19 protein-coding genes and 3 pseudogenes are annotated in these 27000 nt (G+C 67.2%); 8 read left to right on the top strand and 14 right to left on the bottom strand.

What is annotated here, in order from left to right; translation table 11 throughout:
• Positions 1–176 precede the first annotated feature (176 nt).
• Positions 177–1670, top strand: a complete 1494-nt coding sequence (gene glpK, locus KZO24_RS26310) for a glycerol kinase GlpK (RefSeq protein ID WP_486487771.1) — start codon at positions 177–179, stop codon at positions 1668–1670.
• A gap of 29 nt (positions 1671–1699) precedes the next feature.
• On the opposite strand, the pseudogene KZO24_RS26305 reads toward glpK, so the two are convergent.
• The 5 genes and pseudogenes from KZO24_RS26305 to KZO24_RS26285 all read right to left on the bottom strand — a co-directional run bounded on the left by KZO24_RS26305 (position 1700) and on the right by KZO24_RS26285 (position 6679).
• Positions 1700–2659: pseudogene (locus KZO24_RS26305) on the bottom strand (fumarylacetoacetate hydrolase family protein).
• A 7-nt stretch (positions 2660–2666) separates the two neighbouring features.
• On the bottom strand, positions 2667–3473 hold the full coding sequence (locus tag KZO24_RS26300; RefSeq protein ID WP_271183996.1) for a cyclase family protein: 807 nt from the start codon (positions 3471–3473) through the stop codon (positions 2667–2669).
• Positions 3470–4627, bottom strand: a complete 1158-nt coding sequence (locus tag KZO24_RS26295; RefSeq protein ID WP_271183995.1) for an alpha/beta hydrolase family protein — start codon at positions 4625–4627, stop codon at positions 3470–3472. The genes KZO24_RS26300 and KZO24_RS26295 overlap by 4 nt, the downstream gene beginning before the upstream one ends.
• A 3-nt stretch (positions 4628–4630) precedes the next feature.
• A complete protein-coding gene (locus KZO24_RS26290; protein WP_271183994.1) occupies positions 4631–5533 on the bottom strand; it encodes a VOC family protein in 903 nt (300 codons plus the stop codon).
• Between the two features lie 18 nt (positions 5534–5551).
• Positions 5552–6679 carry an FAD-dependent oxidoreductase gene (locus KZO24_RS26285; protein ID WP_271183993.1) on the bottom strand — a complete coding sequence of 376 codons (1128 nt, stop codon included), beginning with the start codon at positions 6677–6679 and terminating at the stop codon, positions 5552–5554.
• A 306-nt stretch (positions 6680–6985) separates the two neighbouring features.
• Here KZO24_RS26285 and KZO24_RS26280 point away from each other — a divergent pair, with 306 nt between their 5' ends.
• From KZO24_RS26280 to KZO24_RS26270, 3 genes are read left to right on the top strand one after another with little or no spacing between them, the layout of a single operon-like run.
• Positions 6986–7990, top strand: coding sequence for a sugar phosphate isomerase/epimerase family protein (locus tag KZO24_RS26280; RefSeq protein ID WP_271183992.1), 1005 nt, complete (start codon positions 6986–6988; stop codon positions 7988–7990).
• Positions 7990–8202, top strand: coding sequence for a C-glycoside deglycosidase beta subunit domain-containing protein (locus tag KZO24_RS26275; RefSeq protein ID WP_486487438.1), 213 nt, complete (start codon positions 7990–7992; stop codon positions 8200–8202). The genes KZO24_RS26280 and KZO24_RS26275 overlap by 1 nt, the downstream gene beginning before the upstream one ends.
• An 11-nt stretch (positions 8203–8213) precedes the next feature.
• A complete protein-coding gene (locus KZO24_RS26270) occupies positions 8214–8387 on the top strand; it encodes a C-glycoside deglycosidase beta subunit domain-containing protein (protein ID WP_486487437.1) in 174 nt (57 codons plus the stop codon).
• 34 nt (positions 8388–8421) lie between these two features.
• On the opposite strand, the gene KZO24_RS26265 is transcribed toward KZO24_RS26270, so the two are convergent.
• Genes KZO24_RS26265 through KZO24_RS26255 form a run of 3 tightly spaced genes read right to left on the bottom strand, consistent with a single transcriptional unit; the run spans position 8422 to position 12193 of the window.
• Positions 8422–9873 (bottom strand): MFS transporter, encoded by a 1452-nt coding sequence (locus tag KZO24_RS26265; RefSeq protein WP_271183990.1) that lies wholly within the window; start codon positions 9871–9873, stop codon positions 8422–8424.
• Positions 9870–11567, bottom strand: coding sequence for a GMC oxidoreductase (locus KZO24_RS26260; RefSeq protein ID WP_271183989.1), 1698 nt, complete (start codon positions 11565–11567; stop codon positions 9870–9872). Before KZO24_RS26260 ends, KZO24_RS26265 begins: the two co-directional genes overlap by 4 nt.
• On the bottom strand, positions 11567–12193 hold the full coding sequence (locus tag KZO24_RS26255; protein ID WP_271184019.1) for a gluconate 2-dehydrogenase subunit 3 family protein: 627 nt from the start codon (positions 12191–12193) through the stop codon (positions 11567–11569). Before KZO24_RS26255 ends, KZO24_RS26260 begins: the two co-directional genes overlap by 1 nt.
• 220 nt (positions 12194–12413) lie before the next feature.
• Here KZO24_RS26255 and KZO24_RS26250 point away from each other — a divergent pair, with 220 nt between their 5' ends.
• Positions 12414–13628, top strand: coding sequence for an MFS transporter (locus KZO24_RS26250; RefSeq protein ID WP_271183988.1), 1215 nt, complete (start codon positions 12414–12416; stop codon positions 13626–13628).
• A gap of 155 nt (positions 13629–13783) precedes the next feature.
• Here KZO24_RS26250 and KZO24_RS26245 read toward each other — a convergent pair whose 3' ends face one another.
• From KZO24_RS26245 to KZO24_RS26235, 3 genes and pseudogenes are all read right to left on the bottom strand, one after another.
• Positions 13784–16069 carry a beta-glucosidase gene (locus KZO24_RS26245; protein WP_486487436.1) on the bottom strand — a complete coding sequence of 762 codons (2286 nt, stop codon included), beginning with the start codon at positions 16067–16069 and terminating at the stop codon, positions 13784–13786.
• A gap of 118 nt (positions 16070–16187) precedes the next feature.
• Positions 16188–16766, bottom strand: a pseudogene (locus tag KZO24_RS26240) (NADPH-dependent FMN reductase); the annotation flags it as partial.
• Between the two features lie 58 nt (positions 16767–16824).
• Complete coding sequence (locus KZO24_RS26235) at positions 16825–17925, bottom strand: LLM class flavin-dependent oxidoreductase (RefSeq protein WP_271183985.1); 1101 nt, start codon at positions 17923–17925, stop codon at positions 16825–16827.
• Positions 17926–18012: 87 nt separating this feature from the next.
• Between KZO24_RS26235 and KZO24_RS26230 the strand changes: the two genes are divergently transcribed.
• The gene (locus tag KZO24_RS26230) at positions 18013–18690 is read left to right on the top strand and encodes a TetR/AcrR family transcriptional regulator (RefSeq protein WP_271183984.1); all 678 of its coding nucleotides are present in this window, start codon (positions 18013–18015) and stop codon (positions 18688–18690) included.
• Between the two features lie 126 nt (positions 18691–18816).
• Here the strand turns inward: KZO24_RS26230 and KZO24_RS26225 are convergent.
• A pseudogene (locus KZO24_RS26225) lies at positions 18817–20948 on the bottom strand (TonB-dependent receptor).
• Positions 20949–21131: 183 nt separating this feature from the next.
• Between KZO24_RS26225 and KZO24_RS26220 the strand changes: the two are divergent.
• On the top strand, positions 21132–22466 hold the full coding sequence (locus KZO24_RS26220) for a family 1 glycosylhydrolase (protein WP_271183982.1): 1335 nt from the start codon (positions 21132–21134) through the stop codon (positions 22464–22466).
• Positions 22467–22580: 114 nt separating this feature from the next.
• Here KZO24_RS26220 and KZO24_RS26215 read toward each other — a convergent pair whose 3' ends face one another.
• Together KZO24_RS26215 and KZO24_RS26210 are read right to left on the bottom strand one after the other, a co-directional pair.
• Positions 22581–24083: a S10 family serine carboxypeptidase-like protein gene (locus KZO24_RS26215; protein WP_271183981.1), complete on the bottom strand. Its 1503-nt coding sequence runs from the start codon at positions 24081–24083 to the stop codon at positions 22581–22583.
• A gap of 17 nt (positions 24084–24100) precedes the next feature.
• Positions 24101–25330 (bottom strand): aminotransferase class V-fold PLP-dependent enzyme, encoded by a 1230-nt coding sequence (locus KZO24_RS26210; RefSeq protein ID WP_271183980.1) that lies wholly within the window; start codon positions 25328–25330, stop codon positions 24101–24103.
• Between the two features lie 307 nt (positions 25331–25637).
• Between KZO24_RS26210 and KZO24_RS26205 the strand changes: the two genes are divergently transcribed.
• Complete coding sequence (locus tag KZO24_RS26205) at positions 25638–26915, top strand: S10 family serine carboxypeptidase-like protein (RefSeq protein WP_486487435.1); 1278 nt, start codon at positions 25638–25640, stop codon at positions 26913–26915.
• The last annotated feature ends 85 nt before the right edge of the window (positions 26916–27000 follow it).

Raw genomic sequence — 27000 nt, 5'->3', positions numbered from 1 at the left:
ATCCTCTTTCACGGGCCATCGCGGCGCTCCCGCCGAGCGACGCCCTAACCATCATCCCGTTCGGGCGATTGACGCCGTGCTCTATATGAGTAGTAGATTGGCCTTACCAGAAGAAAAATATCTGCCCAAAGTCAACTGACCTCAATGCCGCGTGGAGAGATGCCCAGTGCCAGCCGATTCTGTATATCCTCGCCATCGACCAGGGCACGACCTCGACCCGCAGCATCGTCTTCGATGCGCAGGGCCGTCCGCTCGCCACCGCGCAGCGCGAATTCGCCCAGCACTATCCCGAGGACGGCTGGGTCGAACATGATCCGGAGGACATCTGGCGCGATGTCGTCGCCACCGTCGGCGAGGCCATCGCCGAGGCGGGCATCACCGCCGCCGACCTCGCCGCCATCGGCATCACCAACCAGCGCGAGACTGTGGTGGTATGGGACCGCGCGACCGGAGAGCCGATCCACCGCGCCATCGTCTGGCAGGACCGGCGCACTGCCCGCACGTGCGCCCAGCTGCGCGAGGCCGGGCACGAGGCCATGGTGCGCGCGCGGACCGGCCTGCTGCTCGACCCGTACTTCTCCGGCACCAAGGTCGCCTGGATCCTCGACGCGGTGGAGGGCGCGCGCGAGCGGGCGGAGCGCGGCGAACTGGCCTTCGGGACGATCGACAGCTTCCTGCTCTGGCGCCTGACCGGCGGCGCGGTCCACGCCACCGACGTCACCAACGCGGGCCGCACCCTGCTCTACGATATCCACGCGCAGCGCTGGGACGCGGATCTCTGCGCCCTGCTGCGCGTGCCCATGGCGATGCTGCCTCAGGTGGAGGACAGCAGCCACGTCTTCGGGCAGACGCTGCCGGAGCTTTTCGGCGCCCCGGTCACGCTGGCGGGCATCGCCGGAGACCAGCAGGCGGCGCTGGTCGGGCAGGCGTGCTTCGCGCCCGGCACCGTCAAGTCGACGTACGGCACCGGCTGCTTCGTACTGCTCAACACCGGCGAGACGGCGGTAACCTCCGAGCACGGCATGCTGACGACGCCCGCCTACCGCATCGGCGGACGCATGACTTATGCGCTGGAGGGCTCGATCTTCGCCGCGGGCGCGGCGGTGAAGTGGCTGCGCGACGGGCTCGGCATCATCACGCACGCCCGCCAGACCGACGACATGGCGACGCGCATCGCCGACAACCACGGCGTCTACATGGTGCCCGCCTTCGTCGGCCTGGGCGCCCCGCACTGGGACCCGGACGCGCGCGGCACGATCGTCGGCCTGACGTTCGACACCGAACCCGCCCACCTCGCCCGGGCCGCACTGGAGGCGGTCGCCTACCAGACGCTCGATCTGATCGAGGCGATGATCGCCGACAGCGGCACACGCCCATCGGCCATCCGGGTGGACGGCGGCATGGCGGCCAATGCCTGGCTGTGCCAGTTCCTCGCCGACATACTGCGCATCCCGGTGGAACGCCCCGCGCATCTCGAGACGACCGCTTTGGGTGCTGCCTTCCTCGCCGGGCTTGCGGTCGGCGTCTGGCCGGATACGCAGGCCATCGCCGCAGCCCGGAGCGAGAAGACGTGTTACCTGCCGTCCATGCCGGACGACGTCCGCGACCGCCTGCTGGCGGGATGGCGCCGGGCACTGGCGGCTGCGACGGTCAGGCTGGAAGCCGCCTGACTCCTACAGCACCGGAAAAGGGAGGTACCTCAGACGCGCGAGACGGTCTGGTCTATCGCGCCGAATGGCGCACCGCCGTCCGCCGCCAGAGCTTCCATGCGAGATCCTGTCGCCATAGGCCATGAACGGCGTGGAGGGCTTGCCGTCGCGGATCATCTCGATGGCCCGCACTTCGGAGATGCAGCTGGAACCGACTTCTGCATAATCCGGGTTGGACACCGTGCCCGAACCGATGATCGTGCCCGCGACCAGATCGCGCGTGCGAGCGGCGTGGGCCACAAGTTCGTGAAAGCCGAAGTCCATGGCGCCGCCGCTCGCCCGGCCGAAGCGCTTGCCGTTCCAGTCGATCTGCAGATCCATGCAGACACGCCCGTCGCGCCATGCCGCGCCGAGCGCATCGGGCGTGACGGCGAAAGGTGCCATCGAGCAGGCCGGCTTGGCCTGGACCCAGCCGAAACCGGTCTTCATCTCGATCGGCGCGATCGCGCGCAGCGACCAGTCGTTGATCTGGACCACCAGCCGGATGTGGCCGAGCGCCTGCTGCGGCGTCACCCCCATCGGCACCGCATCGACGATGACGCCGAATTCGCCCTCGAAGTCGATGCCGTCGGCTTCGCTGGGGAACGCCGCCGGGTCGGCGGGACCGAGAAAACGGTCGGACATGCCCTGGTACATCAGGGGACGGTCGGTCTCGATAGGCGGCAGGTTGAAGGCGATCTGCATGAGTTCGCCGTGTGTGCCGAATGCCGAACCGTCGAGCCACTGCCACGAACGCGGGAGCGGCGCGCGCAGAAGCGGGGGTCGAGCGGATCGCCCTCTCCCGCTGCGAGCCGGGCGGCAAGATCGCGCAGCAGCGCTTCCGCACCCGTCCAGTCCTCCATCGCGCCCAGCAGGTTGGGGATTGACGCCGCAAGGCAGCGCGCGCCGTCGTGCGAAACCACGACGAGGCGGCCGTCCGGCGTCCCGTCGGCAAGCGTTGCGAGGCGCATGGCGGGCTCAGTCCTCTATGATGGCGACGGCGCGGGTCCAGCCCGCCGAGGCGCCCTTGATCTTGTGCGGGAAGCAGCTGACGGTGAAGCCGTGCGGCGGCAATGCCTCAAGGTTGTGCAGCTTTTCGAGGTGGCAGTAGCCGATGTCGCGCCCGGCCTTGTGGCCCTCCCAGATCAGCGAGGTGTCGCCGGTCTCCTGCACTTTCTTCGCGGTATGCGCGAAAGGCGCGTCCCATGACCAGGCGTCGGTGCCGGTGACGCGCACACCCCGCTCGGTCAGGTACATCGTCGCCTCGTAGCCCATGCCGCAGCCGACGTTCACGAAGTCCGGCCGCCCGAGCGCCTTGCCCGCCGCCGTGTTGACGAGAACGATGTCGAGCGGCTGCAGGTCATGGCCGATCCGCGCGAGTTCCGCCTCGACTTCGGCGGCGGTGACCACATGGCCGTCCGGCAGGTGGCGGAAGTCCAGCTTCACCCCGCGCTGGAAGCACCATTCCAGCGGCACTTCGTCGATGGTGATCGAGCGTTCGGGCTCGCCGTCCCTGCCGTTCATGGTCGGGTGGAAATGGTAGGGCGCGTCGAGGTGCGTGCCGCTGTGCGTCGTCAGCTTCACCCATTCGGAGGCCGCGAAACCGGCGCCGTCGGGGGTGTCGTTGGCGGTGACGCCGGGGAAGAACATGTCCAGTTCGCCCGCCGTGTCCATGTGGTTCTGGTAGGTGATCTCGGGCTTGAGGAACGGCGGGTCGCTGACCACGTCGTTGCACAGCGTGATCGAGAGGTCGATGAACTGCCTGTTGGCACTACGGGGGCTCATGCGGTTGCTCCTCCAAGCGTTTCGGCGAACCAGTCGGAGATCAGGTCGCGGCCATAGGCCATGTTGTCGGCGCCGACGTGCTCGACGCCGCCTTCGCGCGGGGTGAAGATCACCTTCTGGCGCCGGGGCGAGTTGACGAGCTGGTCATAAAGGTCGTCGGCGTAGGCGACGCTGATCTGGCGGTCCTGCGCACCATGGGTAACAAGGAACGGAACCCTGATGCCGTCCATATGGCCGTTGAGGTTCATCGCCTCGGATTTGGCGAGGAAGTCTTCCTGACCCTCGGCCCCGAAGGCCCAGTGGACGTGCGCCCAGTAGTGCGGCACCGGGTTCTCGCCCTCGCGCGACATGCGTTTGTCCTGCACCTCGCGCCAGTTATGGTTGGCGCCCCAGACCGCGCCGCTGGCGAAGCGCGGTTCGTAGGCGACGGCGCGCGGCGCGAAGTGACCGCCGAGCGAGATGCCGGTCATGCCGATGGCCCCGGGATCGACTTCGGGCTGCTGCTCCAGCCAGTCCACCGCCTTGCTCGCCCAGCTTTCGGAATGCGGGTCGACCGGCAGGCTCTGCAGGCGCAGCGCCTCGCCGGAGCCGGGCTGGTCGACGCAAAGGGTGGAGATGCCGCGCCGCGCCAGTTCTTCAGGGAGCCGGGTCCAGTAGAGCAGCTCCTTGCAGCTATCGAGGCCGTTGCAGAACACCACCACGGGCTTGCGGCCCGATCCGGGAGCGCGGGTGAACAACGCGGGCATGGTGCCCTGTTCCAGCGGGATTTCGACGCGCTCGCGGTTCAGCTTGCCCAGCGCGGTCGAGCGGTCGAACGCCTCGCGCGCCTTCGCGTAAGTCGCCTCGCGCCCCGGTGCGCCGTGGCCCTGCATGCGCTCCGCCGTGATCAGGTAGAGCGAGGCGCGTTCCAGCTTGCTGGAGGCAGAGAAGGCGCAGCCCTTCGCCTCGTCCTCGGCGGCGAGATCGAGCAGCTTGTCGCCCATCGCCGCCCATGCCTTCATGAACTGCGGTGTGCCCGCGTCCGCGCCGCTGTCGGCCGCGTCGCGGATCGGCTTGCACATGTCGATGATCTCGCCGAGCTGCGCGCCCGATTCCATCGCGATCGCGACCGAGAGGTTCCAGATGTAGTTCGGGAAGTATTCGAAGAGGGCCACCTGTCACACCTCCGCCGGCTGGAACAGCTTCGCGTCGGGCCTGGGGTGCGGCATCGTCTGGGGACCGCCGACGCCGATGCTCCACTGGTCCATGACCAGCGGCGCGGGCACGTGGACCTTGTGGACGTGGTTCTCGAAGTCCACGTCCTCCAGTTCGGAAGTATACTCGACCGCGAAGCCGCCCGGCGTCACGAAGTAGCTGAAGGTGTTGTTGCCCGCCGTGTGCCGGCCCGGCCCCCAGCGAATGTCGGTGCCGTGCTGCTTGAGGCGGTGGGCACCGCGGAACATGTCGTCCACCGTCAGCATGTCGTAGGCGACGTGGTCGAGGCACGGCGGTCCGGGCAGGATGGCGACGCGGTGGTGCGCCTCGTTGCAGCGCAGGAAGCACATGAAGTCGCCCAGCCAGTCGCTCACCTTGAAGCCCAGCACCTCGGTGAAGAAGCGCACCAGCCCCTGATGGTCGGGCGAGTGGACGACGATGTGGCTGATCTTCACCGGCATGCCTTCCCAGCGCTCCATCGCCCGCTTGGCAGAGCGCGCGACTTCGGCGGAAATCTCGAAGGGCAGGCCGTCGGGCGAGAAGAAGCGGAAGCCGTAGCCGCCGCCCGGCGCATCGAGATCGCGCGGGGTATGGACGACCCGGCAGCCCGCCTGGGCGACCTTGTCGTGCAGGGTATCGACATCCTCGCGGGTGTCGGCGGCGAAGGCGATCACCTCGACGTGGTTGGCGTCCGACTTGTGCAACCGCACGACGTGATGCTCGTCATGGCCGTGGGTCTTGAACCACGCCATCTGGTCATCACCGGCCACTTCGACGAGGCCCCAGTCGTTGGTGTAGAAAGCGCGTTCGGCGTCGAAATCCTCGACGCCATATCCGACATAACGGATCTCGGTCACTCGGGTCATGGGTCTGTCCTTGCCTGATCAGATAGCTTGCGAGACGACCGCGAACATCTCTGCGGTGGCCTTGTGGTTGTCGACTTGCGGGCCTTTGCCGATCTGGCCGTGGCAGATCTCCAGCGACTTCTCGACGATGTAGCGGCAGCGTTCGTAGCGGCGCTCGCGGTAGGCGGCGAAGGCGGCTTCCGGCGCGTCGCTGCGGCCCAGTTCCTCGGCGAGCACGAGCGCATCCTCGATCGCCATCCCGGCGCCCTGCCCCAGATGCGGCGTCGTCGCGTGGACCGCATCGCCGAGCAGCACCACGCGGCCCTTGTGCCAGGGACCGTGGACCATCAGCCCCTCCAGCGGGCGATAGACCACGCCCGCATCGTCGGTGATCTGCTCAGCCAGCGCCCGGATCTGCGGTGCGGCATTCGCCAGCTTGCCGCGCATCGCGGCGGCAAGGCCCTCGCGAGGATAGTGCGGATTGCCCGGTTCGGGGCTGGTCGCGAAGAGGTACATCCCCTCGGCACTCATCGGCACGAGGCCGACACCCACGGGGCCGTTGTAGACATGCAGCGCATCAAGATCGGCGGGACGCGGGAAGTTGTAGCGCCACACCCCCTGCCCGGTGAATTCCGGGGTGGCGGCGCCCGGCAGGATCGCCTCGCGCGTCTGCGAATAGACCCCGTCGGCGCCCACCACGATGTCGAAGCGTTCCGCGCTGCCGTCCGAGAAGCTGACGGCCACACCTCCGCTATCATCGGCGCCGTCATCCTCAAGCACAGTCGCGGTAACGCCCAGCCGGATCGCCGCGCCAAGCGCCTTCGCGCTGTCGCCGAGCACCTTCTGCAGCGCGCGGCGGCCGATGCCGACATTGGCGGGCTTGCCCGGCACGAGGCTCGGCGCCGGTACCCGCGCGACGCGCTCGCCGGAGGGCAGGTAGATCTCCACTGCATCGAAGCCGCAGGCCGCGTCGAGGAATGCGTCGAGCACGCCGAGCTGGTCCATGGCCCGCACCACGTTGGCCTGCTGGATGATGCCTACCCCGTAGACCGACCACTCCGGGTCACGCTCGATCACCGTCAGCCGGTGGCCCGCGCGGCCGAGCGCGATCGCGGCGGACAGGCCGCCGATGCCGCCGCCGATGATCAGGACGTTCAGGTCATGCATGGCGGGCGCCCGCCCTCGTTGCAGTACCATGGGCAGTATCATCGATTGGCCGCATGTTTCTCTCCCGGGCTCATGATCCGAACCGGCGCAGCTTTGCGCCCGGTGCTTGTAAATTAGAACGATATTTCTAATTATAGATTCGGGGGACGTCAAGAGATTGACAGCGCCCCGATCCGAGTCCAAATACGAATTTCTATTCTAATATAGACGGCCGCAACGCCGCGTATCCGGGAGAAGCGACGGGCCGCACGGGCCGGAAGCGCTTTCGTATGCCGCTGCGAAACGGCCCATTCGAAAGGGGCCACAATGTCCAAGATTGAGCGGGGCGTGAGCCTCTACAGTTTCCAGGAGGAGATGTTCCTGGGCCGGATGAGCGTGGAGGACGTCGTCACCTTCGCCGCGTCGATCGGCGCACCGGGCATCGAGATCCTGCCCGAGCAGAACATGCCGACGTTCCCGAACATCACCGATGCGCAACTGGGCGAGTGGCAGGACATGCTGGCCCGTCACGGCGCGCATTTCACCTGCTACGACATGTTCCTCGACACCAAGCTGCGCAAGGGCGAGGTCCTGTCCGACGAGGAACAGGTCGAGAGCATCCGGCGCGACCTCGTGCTCTGCAACCGCCTCGGCATCCGCAACATGCGCGTGCTGATCTTCGTGCGTCCCGACATCCTCGAGAAGTGCGTGCCTTATGCCGAACAGCTAGACGTCCACATGGGCGTCGAGGTCCATGCGCCCTGGCATCTGGAACATGCGTGGATCCTGCGCACGATCGACGTCGCCGACCGCCTCGGCACCAGGCACCTCGGCATCCTGCCCGACATGGGCGTATTCATGAAGCACTACCCACCCGAATTCCGCGCCCGGTTCGAACGGCAGGGCGCCCGCCCCGAAATCGCGCAGTTCATCGTCGACCAGCACGAACAGAAGATCATGTGCGAATACACGATCTACGAAGTCGCGGTGAAGATGGGCGGCAACAAGGCCGAGATCGCCATGGCCGAGACGCTGCGCCATGCACCTTACGCGAACCCCAGGCGGATCAAGGACTACGCCCCCTATTTCCGCCATATCCAGGCCAAGTTCTACGGCATGACGCAGGACTGCACCGACCCGACGATCGCCTATGACGAAGTGATCCCCGAACTGGTGAAGTGCGGCTGGGAAGGCACGCTTTCCAGCGAATACGAAGGCAACCGCTGGATCCAGGACGTCGAGGAGGTGGACAGCCGCGAGCAGGTGCGCCGCCAGCACGTCATGTTCGAAAACCTCATCGCCAAGGCGGAAAGCCGGCTGGAGATCGCCTGATGTTCGACAAGTACCTGATCAACGCCGCCAGCCTGCGCAACACCGGCCCGGCGGACGCCCCCACCGGCTTCGCCTTCGAGGCCAAGCTCGGCTACTACCGCGGCCTCGGCCTTTCGATGATCGAGAAGCTGGACGTGTCCATCGACGGCGAGCCCCTTGCCCGCGAAGCCGTGCGTTTCGATGAAGGCGGCGGCCGCACGGGGGCGCCCTGACGCTGGACGAGATGGAACTGGCCTACGACCGCCGCTGGCCCTTCGGCACACCCGCGACGATTCTCGTCGACTATCCCGGCGGCTTCCCGGCGGGCGAGCACGAACTCACGCTGCTCCAGCAGTTGCGGGTGTCCTACCTGCCGTTCCCCTCGATCAACACCGACCGCAAGACGGTATCGATCTGACGTTGAAAGGGGCGGCTCAGCCGCCCCTTTCCATTCAAGCGTCGTGCTCCGGGAACAGCCTTGCGGGCAAACGCAGGGCCAGCAGCAGGCACGCCGCCAGCAACACCTCGATGACCGCGATGGCGGGCCACACCGCGCCCACCTGCCCGCGCGGCGCTCCGGCGAAGAAGGCCGTGCCGACCACCGCGATGCCCAGCGCCATGCCGAGTTCCTGCACGGTCTTGATCAGCCCGCTCGCCGCGCCGGCATGGCGCGTATCGACCCGTGCCAGCATCACCGGGGTCAGCGGCCCGGTGGTCATGCCCATGCCGGTGCCCGCCAGCGCCAGACAGGGCAGCGCCCATGCCCAAGGGCTGGCCAAAGCACTGGCACAGCCGATCCACCCCAGCGAGCCACCCGCGAACAGCGCCATGAGCCCGGCTCCCAGCACCAGCACGCCTTTGCCCCGGCGCATCAGCAGCTTGCGGCCAAGGAACGCGATGCCCAGCATCACGCCCACGCTGAAGGGAATGTGCAGCAGCCCGGTCTGCAAGGGCGAATAGCCCAGCAGCTTCTGCGCTCCGAAGGCGAAGACGAACAGGAACCCGCCGGTCGCCGCACCGAACAGCAGCGCGATCGCGAGGCCCAGCGCGAACTGCGGCTCGGCGAAAAGCTCCGGCGCGAACAGGGCGGCGGTGCCTCTGGCGGCCCGCGCGCGGGTGCGGCGCCAGACCAGCGCCAGCAGCAAGGGCGCGGCGGCCAGCAGCGCGAAGTGCCACGCCTGCCAGCCGAAGTCCGCGCCCCGCACCAGCGGCACCAGCAGCGCCGCCATCGCGCCCGCGAACAGCAGCGTCCCGGCAAGATCGACGCCTCGCGCGTTCGACGATCGCGCATCCGGCAGCAGCCTCCAGCCGACCACCATCGCGAAGAGGCCGACCGGCGCGTTGATCAGGAACACGCTGCGCCAGCCCAGCCCGAACAGGTCGGCATGGATCAGCAGCCCGCCCAGAATCGGCCCGCAGATCGCCGAGAGCCCGCCGATCACGCCCACCCATGCCAGCTTGGCGACGCGCTCCAGCGGCTCGAACAGCACTTGCACCAATGCCATGACCTGCGGCGCCATCATCGCGCCCGCCGATCCTTGCAGCACGCGCGCGGCGATGAGCTGGTCGGGGCTTCCCGAAAGGCCGCAGAGGATCGAAGCCAGCGTGAAGCCGCCGACCCCGCCGACGAACAGCCGCCGGTAACCCCACGAATCGCCCAGCCGTCCGCCCAGCATCAGCAGCAGCGCGAAGGCGAGCGAATAGCCCGCCGCCACCCACTGCGCCTGCGCGGCCATGGCGCCGAAATCGCGCTCGATCACCGGCAGCGCGGTGTTGACGATCGTGACGTCGACGATCTCCAGCACCAGCGCCACCATCAGCGTCAGGTAAGCGAGCGACTTCTGCCGCTCGCTGAGGCCCGAACCGTGCTTCACCGCTGGCGGCGGCGGCGCATCGGGCGTCAAATCGCCCCTTCCCGAAGCATCTTCACCGCCGCATCGCAGGCCCGCGCGGTCAGCGCCATGTACGTCAGCGAAGGGTTCTGGCAGGCCGACGAGCTCATCTGCGCGCCGTCGGTGACGAACAGGTTCGGCACGTCATGCGCCTGGCTCCAGCGGTTGAGCACCGAAGTCCGGGGATCCCAGCCCATCCGCGCGCCGCCCATCTCGTGGATCGAGGTACCGCCGTGGCCCGGCCGGTCGAAGCCCATGACGACGTGGCCGCCCGCCGCCGTCAGCATCGCCGCCGCCTCGGTTTTCGCGTCGGACAGCGCGGCGAGTTCCTCCCTGCCGTGCTCGAAGGCGATCTCCAGCTGGCGCACGCCGCGCGGGTCGGTGCGGTTGCTCAAGGTCAGGCGGTTGGTGGCGCGCGGCATCGAATCGGCGAAGACCACCAGCACCATCGTCCAGGGACCGATATCGTGCAGCTCGTCCTTGTAGGCACTTCCGATGCCCGCCATGCGCTTGCCGCGCGTCCACGTGCCCTGCAGCGCGCCGCCCTGAAACGAATAGCCGCGCGTGAAGCCCTTGCCGTCCATCGTCTCCAGATTGCGGAAACGCGGGATGACGATGCCGGTCGGACGGTTGCCGAACGTGGTGCGCCCCTCGAACCCGGGCATCACCGCCATGCCCGCCATCGTGTTGGCGTGGTCCATGATATGCGTCCCCAGCACGCCGCTGGAATTGGCGAGGCCACGAGGCATCGCCTCGCTCGCCGAATTGAGCATCAGGTGGACCGAGTTGAACGCGCCCGCATTGAGGAACACGATCCGCGAGTGCGCCTGCCGCCCCTCGCCCGTCTTCGTGTCGATCCAGTGGACGCCGGTGACCCGCTTCGTCGCCGGATCGTAGTCCAGCTTGTGCACCTGCGCGTCGGTCACCACCGTCAACCGCCCGGTCTTCTGCGCCGCCGGCAACGTCGCCGACTGGGTCGAGAAGTAAGCGCCGTAGGAGCAGCCGCGCGCGCAGATGCTGCGGTACTGGCAATGCCCGCGGCCCTGTTCGGGGCGCGCTTCGGTGAGGTTGGCGGTGCGGCCGATCGTCATGACGCGGTCGGGGTATTTCGCAAGGATGCGCTCGCGGGTCGCCTGCTCGACGCAATTGAGTTCCATCGGCGGCAGGAAGCGCCCGTCGGGCAACTGCGCCAGCCCCTCCGCCGCGCCCGACACGCCGACGAACTCCTCGACCCGGTCGTACCACGGCGCGAGTTCGGCGTAGCGGATCGGCCAGTCGGTGCCGAAGCCGTCGCGCTTGTTGGCGCCGAAATCGTAGTCCGACCAGCGATAGCACTGGCGCCCCCAGGTCAGCGAGCGACCGCCCAGCTGGTACGAGCGGAACCAGTCGAAATCCTTGCCCGGCGCCTTCTGGTAAGGCTCCTGCGCATCGTTGACGAAGTGGCCTTGCGTAAATTCGTTGAAGTGCCGGTTGAGCATCTGCACCGGGTATTCGCGCGCATAGAGCGCTGCGTCGCCCTGCCCGCGAAACTCCATGTCCCACGGAGACTTTGTCTCTGTCTCGTAGTCGACCTGATGCTCGATCTTGCGGCCACGCTCGATCATCAGGACGGTGAGGCCCGCCTCGGTCAGTTCCTTGGCCGCCCAGCCGCCGGTGATGCCAGAGCCGACGACGATCGCGTCGAATTGCGTGTTGTTGCCCGTCATCAGCCGAAATCCACTGCCGTCCAGTCGCTGGAGAATGCCCGCATGCCGGGCGTGATCGGAATGTCCCACTCCCACTTGCCGGGAACGAGATCGTAGCGCAGCTCCTGCGATCCGCCCGCCTCGCTGGTGTAGTAGCCGGTCAGGATCAGCCCCTTGATCGCGGTCCAGGGCGAGAACGCCGCCCCTTGTACGAAGGCTTGGGCATCCAGCGCGGAGAGAAGTTCTGCCCGCCGCTCGCGCGGCTGGCGCAGGAAGTCTCCGCCCGCCGCCCGGTCGAGCACCTGCTCCAGCCACGCCAGATGCCGCAGCGATCCGTCACGGCGGCGAAAGGGCACGAGCTCCGCCGTCACCGTCTCCGCAGCCATCGGCGCACCGGTGCCGCTCAGCCCATGGGCGAGGGCGAGGACCACGAAATCGCCGACCCCCACGTCCCTTGCACCGGGCGTATCGGTGCGCGGGATTACGAGATCGGATACCTCGGTCATCAACGTGCTCTGGCGGTCGCTCGGCGCATCCTCGGCGGCGAGGTCAGTGAGCTTCACCGCTGCCGCCGGTATGCCCAGCGCCAGCGCGAACAGCGCCACGCCGCCCGCGAAATCGCGGCGCGTCCAGCCGCTCACGCGCATCGCTCCCGCAAGGCCGCGCCACTGCATGTCATGTCCATTCGCAAACGCCGTTTCATCTGCACCTTCGCCCATTTTTATAATTATCATTCTAATTTTTGAATTGCACGCTCGTCAAGCCCGTCATGGCAAAACAAGTGCATTGACCGGGCGCCCATCGCCGGATACCAAACGAGAATACGAATTCTAATATGCGCCGATCCAGAGCGCAGTTGGGAGTAGCATGAACCCGGTATCCCGATTCTTCGGCAGGCTGACGATGCGACCCCAGGGCGTGACCCTGGTGTCGGCGGCGTTCCTGCCCATCTTCGCCATCGTCTCGATGTTCCCGATCGTCGCCTCGATGATCCAGCACTTCGCCACCGACCCCGACGCGGCCGCGAAAGTGCCGCTCATGGTCACGGCTCCGGGCCTGACCGTAGCCGTGCTCGCGCCGTTCGCGGGGTTCTTCGTCGACAAGTTCGGACGGAGGCGGCTGCTGCTGGGCTGTACGTTCTTCTACGGGTTGTTCGGCACCGCGCCGTTCTTCCTCGACGACCTCGACCAGATCTTCGCCACGCGTCTGATGCTGGGTGTGTGCGAGGCGGGCATCCTCACCATCGTCAACACCCTGATCGCCGACTACTGGGAGGACACCGGGCGCCGCGACTGGCTGTTCGTGCAAGGCGTGGTCGGGCCGTTCCTTGCCTCGGGGGTGATCCTGCTGTCGGGCACGGTGGCCTCGCTGCGCTGGAACGGCGGCTTCCTGGTATATCTGGTGGCCTTCCCGATCTTCTTCGCGATGCTCACCTTCATGTTCGAGCCGAAGCGGGCGCAAATGGCCAAGGTGCAGGCCGAAACGCCGACGGCGGGCATTTCGGCTTTCCCGATCGCGGCAGCGGCAACGGTGGCGCTCGTCACGCTGTTCTCCTCGGCGCTTTATTACGTCTTCATCGTCAATGGCAGCATCGCCTTCGGAGAAGTCGGCGTCCGTGACCCCGGCGCGGTCGGCCGGATGAGCTTCCTGCCCAGCCTCTTCGTGATCCCCGGGGCACTGCTGTTCCGCATTCTCTCGGGACGTGCGAACGCGGTGCAACTGGCCACTTTCTTCGGCATCATCGGCACCGGGCTTGCCGTGATCGGCCTTGCCCGCACGCCGGGCGAGATGGTCGTGGGCCTGTGCATCCAGCAGACCGCCGCAGGCATGGCGGTGCCGATGCTGGTGGCGTGGGCGCAGACCAAGTTCCCCTTCGAGCATCGCGGCCGCGGCATGGGCATCTGGACCGGCGCGTTCTTCTTCGGCCAGTTCAGCTCGCCGTGGCTGGTCCACCAGATGAACCTCGCGACCGGGACGATGCAGGGGGCCTTCGTCGCGAGCGGATGCGCGGCGCTGGTCGGCATGGCGGTGGCGGTCGTCGCCGCCTTGCGCGCCAGCCCGGCGGTGCCGCGCACGGCCTGAACCTCTCGTCATTGCGAGCGGAGCGAAGCAATCCAGACGGCACAGTGCCGCCCTGGATTGCTTCGCTCCGCTCGCAATGACGGCGGTGTGGGAAAGCGACAAAAGGGGCCGGCAGGACAATGCGTCCTGCCGGCCCCTTTCTTTAACCTCGACCCTCAGGCGAATGCGGCGAGCGTGACCTCGACCGGCAGCCCGGCATCCTCGCAATGCCGTGCGGCGCGAAGCATCAGGCGATCGGCGACGGGCATCCAGCCCTCCTCGCCCCAGATGCGCAGTGCCCTGGTCTCCAGCGGCACCGTGACCCGCCGCGTCTCTCCGGCCGCGAGAATGGCGCGCGCGAAGCCGACCAGCGCGCATTCCGGCTCGTCGCGATAGACCTGCACGATCTCGCAGGTCTCGCGCTCGCCCGGATTGGTCAGCGCCACCGAGATCGCCCCGTCCTCGGCACGCGCATCGCTCCAAAGCACTTGCGCGTAGCCAAGGCCGCTGCCGAACGGATGGCGCGCCGCCCGCCCCTGTGCGACCAGTCCGCGATAGCCGAAGCGCGTGCCCTCGGCGTAAGTCAGCGTCCCGTCGTCCTCCGCAGGGGCGAGGTCGAAGGCGGGATAGTCCGCTTCGTCGGCCGCGATCGTCACCGGCAGACGCCCGCGCGGCTCGCGGCGGCCGCAAAGCACGTCCGCCAGCGCCTGCGCAAAGCCCTGCCCCGGATACCACACCGAGAGAACGGCGGCAGCACCGTCCTCCCAGCTGCAGTCGAAGGCATGGCCGACGTTGACGATTACCGCCGTGCGTGGATTGACGGCGCAGACTTGCGCGATCAGGCGCTCCTGCATCTCGGGCAGGCGGGTGTCGGCGCGGTCCTTGCTTTCGACGCTGGAATCCGATGTCTCGCCCACCAGCAACAGCACCGCATCGGCTCCCCGCGCGGCCTCGACGGCGCGGGCGAGCATGGCCTCGGCGCTGTCGGGGTTGCGCACCCCGTACCAAAGACCCTGTACGCGACCGCCCAGCCACTCGAATTCGGCTGTGACGGTGACCTCCTGCCCCTCGGCCAGTTCGATCGCGGCCATGTCGGCGTCGCCGCGCTTGAGGACGCCCATGATCTCGGAAGCCGGGACTTCGCCGCCCGCCGTCAGCACTTCCCGCCCATCGACAAGGATGCGCGCCGCGCCGGTGGAGCCGAGGTAGAAGCTGTAGAGCCCCGCGCTTTCCGCCGTGAACCGGCCGGAAGCGCGCAGCGATCCGGGCCGGGTGAATTCCGCCTGCTCATGTACGCCGACGAACCACACCAGCGAATTGGTATCCCGCGTCTCGCGCGAGAGTACCTCTCCGGTGCAGCCGGGCTGCGCGAAGTATTCGAGCGTCATGCCGCGGGTGCAGCCGTCGCCGATGTCGAGCGCCGGAACCACCGGCATCCCCGGCAGGCGCGGCTGCGGATCGACGCCGGGTTCGAACACCAGCTCGCAGCTGTCGCCATAGGTCTCGCGCAGCGTTTCCAGCGGCGTCGGCGCATCGGGCGAGATCGAAATCTTCGCGAAGGTCCCGCCCTGAAAGCACGGCGCGTAGGCATTGGGGCCGATCACCGCCAGCCGCTTCACTGTCCCCGGTTCGAGCGGCAGCATCGCGCCTTCGTTGCGCAGCAGGGTGAAGCCCGCTGCAGCGGCCTCGACCAGCAGCGCCTCGGCCTGATCCATCGGCGCAGGCGCGGCCTTGGGCGCATCGAGACGGCGGGCGACGGCGGTGACACGGGCAGCGGCATCATCGACCCGGCTGCGCAGGACCGAGCCCGCCGCGACGGCCGCCTCCACCTTGGGTCCGAGGAACCGCGCCGGCCCCGGCATCTCCAGATCGAGCCCGGCGTTGATCGAGCCCTCGGTCGAATGGGTGCCGAACCAGTCGCTCATGATGAGACCGCCGAAAGCCCACTCGCCCTTGACGATTCCGGTCAGCACTTCGGCCTGCTCCGCGCACCACGAACCGTTGACGCGGTTGTAGGCCGCCAGCAGGCCGACGCAGCCCGCATCGACCGCATATTCGAACGGCAGCAGGTAGACTTCCCGCAAGGTGCGGTCATCGACGCGCACGTCGATTTCGTCACGCGCGGTCTCGCTGTCATTACAGACAAGGTGCTTGGCGACCGAGCCGGTGCCGGTCGACTGCAGGCCCACGGCCCACTCGGCGCCGAGAACACCTGCCAGCACCGGGTCCTCGGAGAAATACTCAAAGGCACGGCCCGCCAGCGGGCTGCGCGCAAGGTTGAGATTGGGCGCCAGCACCGCATCGACGCCGCGCGCGACCGCCTCGTGCCCGACGAGTTCGCCGACGCGGCGGCACAAATCGCGGTCCCACGTCGCGCCCAGCAAAGTCGAGCACGGGCTGAGCAGCGCGATGTCGCGCTCGTCCACCCGGCCGCTGGCGATGCCGAGCGGGCCATCGGACATGGTGAAGGCCGGAATGTCCGCCTCGGGCAATGCGACCGAGGACCACATCGCCCCGCCCGCCGTGAGTGCGCTCGCCTGCGTGAGCGTAATGTCCGTCATGCCAACCCCCGGCCGAAACCTCGAATGCGAAACCCATGATCTGCTGTGCCTGCGCCCGCACGGCGCGGGCGATGCCATCGTCGGCCAGTGCGCCGTCAGGACCGAACGGCCGCTGCTCCACCGAATTGACCGCGATGCCGACCGGCGTGGGCCAGCCGCGCATCGCGTGGACGACGTCGCGCAGCGCGGAAAGCGTCGTCCCGCAAGCCTGCCAGCCCGCCGCCGTCACCACGAGGCCGACCGGCAGCCCGTCGAAATAGACCCGCGCATCGCCGCGCAAGTCCTCAAGGAGATCGACCGCGTTCTTCACCAGACCGGAGTAGCCGCCGTGATAGCCGGGGCTGCCGATGACGATCGCGTCGCAGCCGCGCACCGCCTCGACCAGAGCCTGTTCCTCGGCGGTGCGCTCGGGGTTCTCCGGGTTGAAGTGCGGTAGCCGCGCAAGCGAGGGGCCGTCGAACATCGTGGTTTCGGCGCCCATCGCCGCGCATTCGGCAAGGACGGCCCGCACGATCCGCTCGCTGGAAGAGGCCTGGCGGAACGTCCCGCCAAGGCCGACCACCCGCTTGCGGCGGGGCGATGAAGTTGCGGTCACTATGCGCTCTCCTGATAAGGCGGCGCCCTTCTCGCGGGCGCCCTGTCGTCGTCGGCTCGGCTCAGCCCTTGAGCGCGGGCATCACCTTTTCGGAAAGCAGGTGCAGCGTCTGATTGCCCAGCTGCAGGCGCTCGTCGGTCAGCGGGCCGGTCGTCGTGCCGCACAGGATGTTGCCGATGCCCAGCTCCTGATAGGGCTTCAGGTGCTCGATCACCGTCTCGGGCGAGCCGTAGAGGCACCAGGTGCCGATCCAGTCGTCGGTCAGCGCATCGGGCGTGCGGTCGGTCTTCTTGTTGGCGTCGTCGCTCTCGGCGCGGGCGTTGAATTCGGCCTCACGCTCGACCGCGTCCTGATAGCTGCGCAGGATGACTTCGAGTTCCTCGCGCGCCTGCTCGTCGGTCTCGGCGACGTGGACGACCTGATAGGTGTGCGTCGTCCAGTCGAGCGCGGAGGCGACCACCTCGTCGCTGTGGCCGGCTTCGAGCAGGAACCCCTTGTAGATGTCGAACCACTTCTTGACGTGGACGAAAGGCTCGGTGCCGCCGATCTTGGGCGGCGTAAAGGCGGGGATGAAGGCGGGCCAGCCGTGCTCGGCAGCGCGGCGCGAACTGGCCTCCTTCATCGCCACCGGCATCAGGCGGGCATGGCCGGGCGTATAGGGCGCAGGCGTGATGCGCTGGAGGACGCGGCCGTTGTACGGGCCGTTCTCGATGACCACGGCGGGATCGTCCATCCGCTTGGCCCAGAGCTGCTCGGCGATGGCGAGGTTGTTCTCGGCAAGGGCGCCCGCGTCCCTGTAGTCCACCGCGAACCCGATCATCTCCTCGGGCGTGGTGCCCGAGCCGACGCCGACGAGCAGCTTGCCGTCGGTCAGCTGGTCGAGGACGTTGATCCGCTCGGCGAAACGCACGGGGTGATGCAGCGGCACCGACACCACCGAGAAACCGAAATGCATGTGCGGCATCTGCCCGGCAAGGTAGCCTGCGAAGATGAAGCTGTCGCTCGCCACCGGCATGTAACCGTTGAAGTGATGGTCCGGCAGGAAGATCGCATCGTAGTCCAGCGAGGCCGCGAGACGCGCGTGCGCCTCCAGGTCCTTCATCAGCTTGCGATCCTGCTCGGGGCCGAGCGAACGGGCGTTCAGGAAGACGGAAAAGCGCATGTACCCTCCCAAGGGAATCATCGCGACATGGATATGTCGCTAAATTAGAATTGACGTTCTTATTTCGATAAGGTGTTTATTGCGGTCATGTCAACACGTCCAAAGCCTCGCGCTTCCGAAAAAACGCTGGCGGTCGATACCGTCAGTCGAACCCCGCAACAGGGGCGCAGCAAGGCCTCGTTCGAGCGCATGCTCGTCGCCGCCGAAAAGCTGATGCTCGAACGGGGTAGCGAGGAGTTCACCCTCCAGGACGTCAGCCAGACGGGCGCCGTCTCGATCGGGTCGATCTACCTGCGCTTCAAGAGCAAGGAGAACCTGGTCCGCGCGGTGATCGCCAACCACCTCGAACGCATGGCGGCGGACGAGGACGCGATGATGGTGGCGGTCAAGGCGAAGGCGACCTCGCTCGACACGTTCATGCCGCGCTACGTGCAGGCGTTCGCCGGAGTGCTGCGCGACCATGCGCCGCTGCTGCGCCTGAGCATGCAGCGCGCCTCGTTCGACCCGCTGGTGTCCGAACCCGGCAAGCAGAGCGCCAACCGCGCCGCCGCGATGGGCATCGCGGCGATGCTCGAATACCGCGAGGCGTTCGGCGGCGAAGACCACGAACTGAAGGCCAATGCCGCCTACCAGATCATCTTCGCAACGCTCGCCCGCCAGCTGAGCCTGGGCTCGACAGCCGAGTCCGCCTATGCCCACGACTGGGAGCAGCTCAACACAGAGCTGGGCCGGATGTGCCTCGCCTACCTCAAGGCGGATGCCTGACGCGGCTTTCGCCTTTCCGGCAGTCTGACACAATCGAGGGGCGCGGCAGCGATGCCGCGCCCCTTCAGTTTACCGCGGGGCCGCAAGGAGGAGACGGCGCGGCCCCGCGACGAACGCGTCCCGGCGTCAGAAGCTGACGCTTGCCCGCACGCCGTATGTGCGCGGCGGCTGGAACTGGTAGTTGTTGGTGTGCGAGACGAAGTTCTGCTGCGCGTAGGCCAGCACGTTCTTGTCGAAGATGTTGCGCACGAAGGCGATCACCTTCCAGCCGCCATGGTCGGGCTCGTATCCGATCGAGGCATTGGTGACGACGAAGCTGGCGGTGGATATATCGTCGAGGTTGAACGCGGAGAAATAGTACTTCGACGAATACTTGGCATCGGCATGCGCGGTGATCTTGCCCGCGCCCACCGCGATGTCCTGGTCGAACGATCCGGTGACGGTGAACGAGGGCGCGTTGGGCAGGCGGTTGCCGCTAATGTCCTGCGGGTTGCCGTCACCGTCGTTGACGACGATGCCGTTCCCGAACTTGGCGTGCAGGTAGGCGGCGTTGAGGCCGATGCGCGTGGCCTTGCCCAGCAGTGCCTTCACTTCTGCCTCGGCCCCGAAGATCTTGGCCGAACCCACGTTGAAGATGCCGCTGCCCTGCAGCACGTCGGAAGTCTGCGATGCCTGATAGCCGCGGTAGTTCGAGTAGAACACGTCGCCGTTGATCTGCAGCGTATTGCCCAGCAGCGAGTTCTTGGTGCCGATCTCGAAGGCGTCGAGCTGTTCGGAATCGTAAGGCACCGCAGCCGAGCTGCCGTTCGAGTTGAAGCCCCCGACTTGTAGCCGCGATCGTACTTCGCATAGATCAGCGTGTCGGGCTTCGGGCGGAAGTTCAGGCCCGCATGCCAGGTCGGCTGACTGTCGCTCAGGTTGCCGTCTCCGGGCGTGGTCAGGCGCAGCGCCGGTGCGAAGGGGCTGGCCAGCGCGGGCAGGAACAGCAGAGCCTGCCCGCTGCGGGTCTTCTTGTCCCAGGTGTAGCGGCCGCCGAGGCTGATCTCGAGCCGGTCGGTCAGGTCGTAATCGACTTGCGCGAAGACCGCCTGCGAACGGGTGCGGATCTTGTAGTCGAACTTGATGCCGTACTGGTCGGGCTGGCCCAGCGCCTCAAGCGGGCCGCCATCCGCAAACAGGCCGGTCATGTCGAGGTTGTAGAGGCCGGAATCGACCGTGTTGTTCTCGCTGAACCGGAAGTAGCCCGCCTGGAAGAACAGCCTGGAGCTGCTGTCATTGCTCACCCGGAATTCGTGGTTCCAGGTCTTGGGGCGCTCGTTCTGGCGGAACTGGCGGTTGGCCGGGTATTCCGGGCCGGTCGCGTCGAGGACGTTGACCCAGTTCTGGCTGTCGAAACCGCCTGCGTAGATGAAGTTGAGGTTGCTATCGGTCGAATAGGCCAGCTCCCAGCGCACACGGTCGCCTTCGAGCGTGGTCTTCTGCGCGGAATTGCCGGGGAACGCGCCGAGATCGCTGAAGCTCGGCTTCGGTCCGCCCAGAGTACCACGCAAGATCGCGTCGCCGTTCACCGTGCGGGAATCGTGCTGGTAGGAAACCCAGGCCGACAATCCGCCCGAGGCGTACAGCGCCTGAATGCGGCCCGACGCGAAGTCCTCGTCGTCACCGCTGGTGGTGGGGCCGTCGATCTTGCGGTAGCCGTCATGTGTCAGATACGTGCCCGAGGCGCGGATCGCGAAAGTGTCGCTGACGGCCAGGTTGGCGCCCATCTCGCCATTGAAGGTGCCGAAGTTCGCCGCCTCCACCGAAGCATAGCCGCCGTTCTCGAACTTGGGGCGATTGGTGATGATGCTGACGAGGCCGCCGGTCGAGTTGCGGCCGTTGAGCGTGCCCTGCGGCCCCTTGAGCACTTCGATGCGGGCAAGGTCGTACATCGAGGAATTCAGCGAGAACGAACGGTTGGTGTAGAACCCGTCGCGCGAGACCGGGACCGACGGATCGCCGATCTCGGTCACGTCGGTCGAGGCGATGCCGCGCACCGCGACATAGGCCGCGCCCGCAGAGGGCGAGATGTTCACGCTGGGGTCGATCGTGGCGAGATCGCGGACCGAGGCGATGCCCGCATCGCGCAGCGAGTCACCGGAATAGACGTTGAGCGCGGTCGGCGTGTCCTGCGCGCTGGAAGCGGTGCGGTTAGCGGTAACGATGATGTCCCCGAGGCCGGCCTGATCCTGCGATTCGCTCGCCGCGTCCTGCGCCATGGCGATCGTCGGCAGAGCGAATGCGGACACGGAAACAAGCAGGAAATTCAGCTTCATAGATCTCTCCCCAATGCGAATGGCTGCCCTTCTGGGAAGCCGTTATAAAACGAGAATACGCATTCTAATTAGTGGATGGAGAATCGGTCGTCAAGCGGGTCGTCAAGGCTATGAGGGAAGACAAGCATGATCGATCGACGCACCGTTCTGGCGACCGCCGCCGCATCCGGGCTTGCCGCCATGATGGAAACGCCCGCCCTCGCCCGGGCCGCGCGTCCGGTAAATCCGGCGTTTCCCAAAGGCTTCCTGTGGGGCGCTGCGACGGCGGCCTATCAGGTCGAAGGCAACAATGTGAACAGCGACGTCTGGGCGATGGAACACGCCAGCCCCACCGTCTACGCCGAGCCATCGGGCGATGCGGCGAACAGCTTCGCGTTGTGGCGCACCGACCTCGATCTGGTGAAGGGGCTCGGGCTGGGCACCTATCGCTTCAGCCTCGAATGGGCGCGGATCGAACCGGCGAAGGGCCAGTTCTCGATCGCCATGCTCGACCACTACAAGGCGATGATCGAGGGCTGCCGGGAGCGCGGGCTGAACCCGATGGTGACGTTCAACCACTTCACCACGCCCGTCTGGTTCGCCGCGCAGGGCGGCTGGTCCAATCCCGAGGCGCCCGCGCTCTTCGCCCGCTACTGCGACAAGGCCGCGCGCCATCTCGCCGCCGGAATCGGGCAGGCGACGACGCTGAACGAGCCCAACCTCAGCGGGTTGCTCGACATCGTGCTGCCCGGAGACATCGGCAAGCAACTGCTCGGCGCCGACAAGGCCATGCAGGAAGCTGCCGCCCGCGCATATGCCGTGGCACGGTTCCTGCCGGGCAACCCACTCTATGTCGCCGACCCGCAAGTGGTTCAGACGAACCTCCTCGCGGGCCACAAGGCCGGGCGCGAAGCGATCAAGGCGGTACGCGGCGACCTTCCCGTGGGCGTCAGCCTTGCGATCATCGACGATCAGGCGGTGGGCCGCAGCAGCCTGCGCGACGCGATGCGCGCGAAGCTCTACCAGCCCTGGCTGGAGGCTGCGCGCGGCAACGACTTCGTCGGCGTGCAGAACTACGAGCGCACGGTCTGGAACGACAAGGGCCGCCTGCCCGCACCGCAAGGCGCTGAGACCAACGACGCGGGATCGGAAGTCTATCCGGCCTCGCTCGCGGGCGCGGTGCGCCATGCCCACCAAGTCAGCGGCGTGCCCGTCATCGTCACCGAGCACGGCATCAACTCGGCCGACGACACCAAGCGCGCGCGCCTGATCCCCGCCGCGCTGACCGAACTCAAGCGCGCGATGGACGAAGGCGTGCCCGTGCTCGGCTACATGCACTGGTCGCTGGTGGACAATTACGAGTGGGTCTTCGGTTACAAGCCGCAGTTCGGCCTGCATACGCTCGATCGCAGGACGTTCGCGCGGACCGCCAAGCCCTCGGCGCGCGTGCTGGGCGCGATCGCAAGCCGCAATTCGCTTTGACCGTTGAACACCGGATCCGGCCGACGACTACTGTTACTCGTCGGGCTTCCGTACGCTTTCGACCGCCATCATACTAAGCTGCCAAGCCTATGGAGCGATCCGGAAGACGAGTCGTCAACCACCGAGAGACTGTAGGAAACGGTGCAGATCAGCACTCAGCCCAGTCAGCCCATCTTCGTCCTCGAAAACCGAATGACCGGCCGCGTAACGGGCATAAGTCACGCGGTCCGCAGGCACTCCCGCCTGCTCCAGCGCGAACTGGCCTGCGTAGACCGGGGTGGTAATGTCGTAATACCCACCGCCCGCAAAGACCTTCAGACCCGGCTGTGCGTCCATGGCCGCCTTGAGATAGGGCGCAAACGACATGGCGCGATAGCTGCCGCCGTAGTCCTTGTCCCAGTTCCACTTGAAGTTGATGCCCAGGTTCAGGCTGCGATAAGGGCTCGGTGCGGTGTAGCCGAGTTCGTTCTTGAGATAGCCCTCGATCCCGGCGCTGGTGCCCGAACCGAGCGACATCGACGGATCGTCGAACGGCGGGCGCAGCTTCGATTCCGCGATGGCGCGGGTCGCCCGGCCGTCGAGCTGGCCCGTGCGCAGCCCCTTGTCCGCCAGCAGCGCAAGCATGAAGTCGTAGTTGTCGAGGCGCAGGTTCTTCGCCTCGATGGTATCGGCGGGGATGCCGATCAGCGCCGCCATGCGCTCGGCCACCTTCCTGCGCTCATCAGAAGGCAAGGCCGGGCCGCGCATGAGGGCGGAGGCATATTCGGTCTGCGCGAAGTTCAGCGCCTCGGCGTAGTGCTGCGCCACAGTACGCCCGCCCCGGTCGATCGCCTGATGATACCATGCGACCGCCGCGAACGTAGGCAGATGCATAGCCTCGGACAGCACCGGACCATCGGCATCGCCGATCGCCAGCGACAGCAGCACTACGCCCGCGGGCAGCGGCTTCTTCGCCTTCATGTCCTCGTTGACGATCGCCAGAGCGCGCGACGTACCGTAGCTTTCGCCAACCAGCACGCGGGGAGACGCCGTGCGGTCATTGGCCTTGATCCACGCCTCGATCATCGCCGAGACGCCTCGCGCATCACCACCGACACCCCAGTAGCCGCTGGCGTCGCGGTCCTTCACCGGCATGCTCGCGCCCGTACCCACCGGGTCGATGAAAACGAGGTCGGCGACATCGAGCAGGCTGTGCGGGTTATCTTCCAGGTGTGCCGCATCGCCCTTGCCGACGATCCGGCGCGGCCCGAGCGCCTGCATGTGCAGCGGCGAGGACGATGCGCCCGGCCCGCCGTTGAAGACGAACAGGATCGGGCGCTTCGCCGCATCGCCCTTGGTCTCGGCGACGTAGGCGTAACTCACGCCCACGGCGACCGGGACGCCATCCGCTCCCGGCATCGGCAGTTCGGTGACGATCGCTTTGTAGGCCAGCTTGCGCCCGGCGATCTTCGCGGAATGACGGGTGACGACGACGCGGTCGGTAGCCGTGTCGCGCGGAACCATCGGCTCCATCGCGCGCAGGAACGCAGGCGACATCGGCGCCTCCCCGTCCTGCGCATGGGCCGCAACCGAAGTAGTGGCGAGAAGCATGGCGGCGATGGCGGAAAAGTTAAGCATGGGCATTTCCTGCAGGATCAGGCGCGCGGCAGCGCGGCGAGGAGGCGGTCGATGTCGTGCTCGTCCGTGAAGACCGAGGGGCAGACGCGGAAGCGGTTGCGTGAAAGCGTGATGCGCGCTTGCGCGGCGTTCAGCGGGTCGGACAACTTGGCGTAGGCGCCTTCCAGCGCGCAGGTCACCAGCGGCGTGCGCGATCCTTCCGGGGTGACGATGGCATAGCCCTTCGCCGCCAGCCCTTCGCGCAGGCGCGCCAGCAGCGGCAGACGGTGCGCCACCATGCGCTCGACGCCGAGGCCGAGGATGTAGTCCAGCGACCAGTCGAGCTGCGCCAGTACCGCGTGCGACCGGGTGCCGCCCGCGAACAGCCCTTCCATATCGCCGCGCGGGGTGGTGTCGGCGATCGTGTCGCCCGGCGGATCGAAGGGGTAGACGTGCGGCGCGAAGCCGGAGAGCTGGTAGTAGCCGAAATGGGTGCGCTTCAGCCGCTCGCGCAGGTCGGCGCGGGCGTAGAGGAAGCCGAGGCCGAAGTCCCCCATCAGCCACTTGTAGCTGGCGGTGGAGGCGAAATCGACGCCGCTTGCCCGCACGTCGATGGGGATGGTGCCTGCCGCGTGGATGATGTCCGCATAGACCAGCGCGCCGCGTGCGTGGGCGATCTCGCAGATGCGCTTCAGGTCGTGCTCGAAGCCGTTGTAGGTCGATACCAGCGAGAGCGCGACGAGGCGGGTGCCCGGCGTGATCGCCCGCTCGTAGGCCTCGACGGAGATGCGCCCGCCTTCCGGCCGCAGCCAGGCCACGTCGACGCCCTGCTTCGCCAGCTCCTCGTAAAGATAGAACGAGCCGAAGAAGTGCAGCGTGTCGGTGACGATGCGCCCTCCGCCGCGCGGGAAGTCCAGCGCCTCGATCACCAGCTGCTCGCCTGCGGTAGTGCTCTGGACGAAGGCCAGTTCCTCCGGTGCGGCGTTGATCAGGCGGGCGAAATTGGCCTTCACGCGCGTCTCGACCTCGTCGGTCGGGTAGTGCCCCTCCATGGACGTGCGCTGGTCGAGGTAACGCTGCACCGCCGGCCGCGCTCCGAGCGGGATCGGGTGCATCGTCCCGCTATCGAGGTAGCCCGCGACGGTGGGCGCGAAGGCGGCGCGATCCGGCAATGTTGTGAGCTTGATTGCGGCAACCGCGCGGGCCGCCACCGGCACGGCACTCGCCGCCGCCAGAACGCCGCGCCGTGTCATTCCCTTGATCTCCATGCGCGCTCCTGTGCTCCGTGCCATGCACACTAACCCGGTCTTCGCGAATAGAATTCGCCGATGTTGCGCGCCGGAAGCGCCATAGCGACGCACGGCAGCCTGTCCAACAGACCCCAACTGCGCATAAAAATGCCTCGGCCCAGCCGCTATCGTCGGTGCGTGATCCGGAGACCCACGATGCTGCGACTGGCTGCCATTCCCGCCCTGCTGATGACCTTGCCAATGCCTGCGCACGCAGCGCCGCTCTGCAAGGCGGGCGCCGTCGAGACCCGGCACCATGCCGTGATCGCTGGCAAGGGCATCGATTATGCCGCTTGCGCCGGGACACTGCCGGTGCGCAACCTCAAGGGCGAGGAGCGCGGTCGAGATCTTCTACACCGCTTACATCGTGCCGGGTCGCAAGCAGCGCCGCCCGCTGACCTTCGTATGGAACGGCGGCCCCGGCGCGGATTCGCGACTGCTGCAATTCCATGCGCTCGGCCCCCGCGTGATCGCCAGGGGGCGCCTCGCCGACAATCCGGCGAGCCCACTCGCGGTCAGCGACCTCGTCTTCGTAGACCCGGTCGGCACCGGCTTCAGCCGCGCCGATACGCCGGAGCATGCCGCCGATTTCTACGGCACGCGCGCGGACATCGCCTCTGTCGCCGGGTTCGTCGGCGACTGGCGCAAGGTCTACGGCCGCGCTGCCGCACCGCTCTACCTCGCGGGCGAGAGCTTCGGCACATGGCGCGCGGCAGGTGTGGCCGAGGCGCTGGTGGATAGCAGCACGCCAGTCGCGGGCATCGCGCTGATCTCGGGCGGCATCCCGCTCGGCGACATGCCCGACCGCAACCTGATGCGCGCCCTGTCGCTCGACAGCCGCATCGCCACCGCCCATGCGCTCGGCCGCCTTGCGCCGGGTGCCGAACGCGCGAAACTGCTGGCCGAAGCGCGCGAATGGGCCACGCAGGTCTACGCCCCGGCCCTCGCCGCGCCCGATGCGCTGTCCCCGCAAAAGCGCGAGGCGGTGATCACTAAGCTGGCGCGCTATCAGGGCCTCGATCCCGCCATCGTCGATGGGAAGACGCTGTGGGTCTCGCCCCGCCAGTTCCGCACCGCGCTGCTCGCGGGAGAAAAGAAGACGCTCGACGTCTTCGACATGCGCCGCTCCGGCCCTGAACCTGATGAGGCCGCAGACAACGCGCTCGTGCTCGACTACTACCGCACCACGCTCGGCTTCCGCGCGGGCAGCTATGCCGGGATCGACGCCCCGGCCTCGAACGCGGGCAGCGAGTGGCAGTACGACCAATCGCCGATCACGAAGGAAACCCTCGCCCGCGCCATGGCCGGGGAAGGCCCGCCCAGCCCCTCGCAGCCCTGGACCCTGCGCGCGATGGAGACAATGCCGACGATGCGCACCTGGGTTGCCGCCGGGCGCTTCGATTCCCTCAACAGCTGCGCGGGCAATCAGGCGACGGTCGCGGCGCTGCCCGCTTCGATCGCCGCGCGCTTCGTGCTAAAATGCTACGAAGGCGGCCACATGATGTATGAGGATGATCGCGAAATCCTGCGCTTCGGGCGTGAGCTTGCCGCGTTCCTGCGATAACGCGCATAAATCTTGCGCCCCGAATTGCGATCGCAGCAGAACATGGGCGAGCGATGCGCCGAGGCCGGTGCGAACGCAAAACTAA

It is taken from the genome of Novosphingobium sp. NFX11 (assembly GCF_057376415.1).
This window is presented reverse-complemented; position numbering and strand designations above follow the sequence as displayed.

Coding starts and splice junctions, on each gene's coding strand:
- KZO24_RS26300 (WP_271183996.1), bottom strand. CDS start 3,473: ATGAGCCCCCGTAGTGCCAACAGGCAGTTCATCGACCTCTCGATCACG.
- KZO24_RS26290 (WP_271183994.1), bottom strand. CDS start 5,533: ATGACCCGAGTGACCGAGATCCGTTATGTCGGATATGGCGTCGAGGAT.
- KZO24_RS26285 (WP_271183993.1), bottom strand. CDS start 6,679: ATGCATGACCTGAACGTCCTGATCATCGGCGGCGGCATCGGCGGCCTG.
- KZO24_RS26280 (WP_271183992.1), top strand. CDS start 6,986: ATGTCCAAGATTGAGCGGGGCGTGAGCCTCTACAGTTTCCAGGAGGAG.
- KZO24_RS26275 (WP_486487438.1), top strand. CDS start 7,990: ATGTTCGACAAGTACCTGATCAACGCCGCCAGCCTGCGCAACACCGGC.
- KZO24_RS26270 (WP_486487437.1), top strand. CDS start 8,214: ATGGAACTGGCCTACGACCGCCGCTGGCCCTTCGGCACACCCGCGACG.
- KZO24_RS26260 (WP_271183989.1), bottom strand. CDS start 11,567: ATGACGGGCAACAACACGCAATTCGACGCGATCGTCGTCGGCTCTGGC.
- KZO24_RS26255 (WP_271184019.1), bottom strand. CDS start 12,193: ATGCGCGTGAGCGGCTGGACGCGCCGCGATTTCGCGGGCGGCGTGGCG.
- KZO24_RS26250 (WP_271183988.1), top strand. CDS start 12,414: ATGAACCCGGTATCCCGATTCTTCGGCAGGCTGACGATGCGACCCCAG.
- KZO24_RS26245 (WP_486487436.1), bottom strand. CDS start 16,069: ATGTCCGATGGCCCGCTCGGCATCGCCAGCGGCCGGGTGGACGAGCGC.
- KZO24_RS26235 (WP_271183985.1), bottom strand. CDS start 17,925: ATGCGCTTTTCCGTCTTCCTGAACGCCCGTTCGCTCGGCCCCGAGCAG.
- KZO24_RS26230 (WP_271183984.1), top strand. CDS start 18,013: ATGTCAACACGTCCAAAGCCTCGCGCTTCCGAAAAAACGCTGGCGGTC.
- KZO24_RS26220 (WP_271183982.1), top strand. CDS start 21,132: ATGATCGATCGACGCACCGTTCTGGCGACCGCCGCCGCATCCGGGCTT.
- KZO24_RS26215 (WP_271183981.1), bottom strand. CDS start 24,083: ATGCTTAACTTTTCCGCCATCGCCGCCATGCTTCTCGCCACTACTTCG.
- KZO24_RS26210 (WP_271183980.1), bottom strand. CDS start 25,330: ATGGAGATCAAGGGAATGACACGGCGCGGCGTTCTGGCGGCGGCGAGT.
- KZO24_RS26205 (WP_486487435.1), top strand. CDS start 25,638: ATGCCGCTTGCGCCGGGACACTGCCGGTGCGCAACCTCAAGGGCGAGG.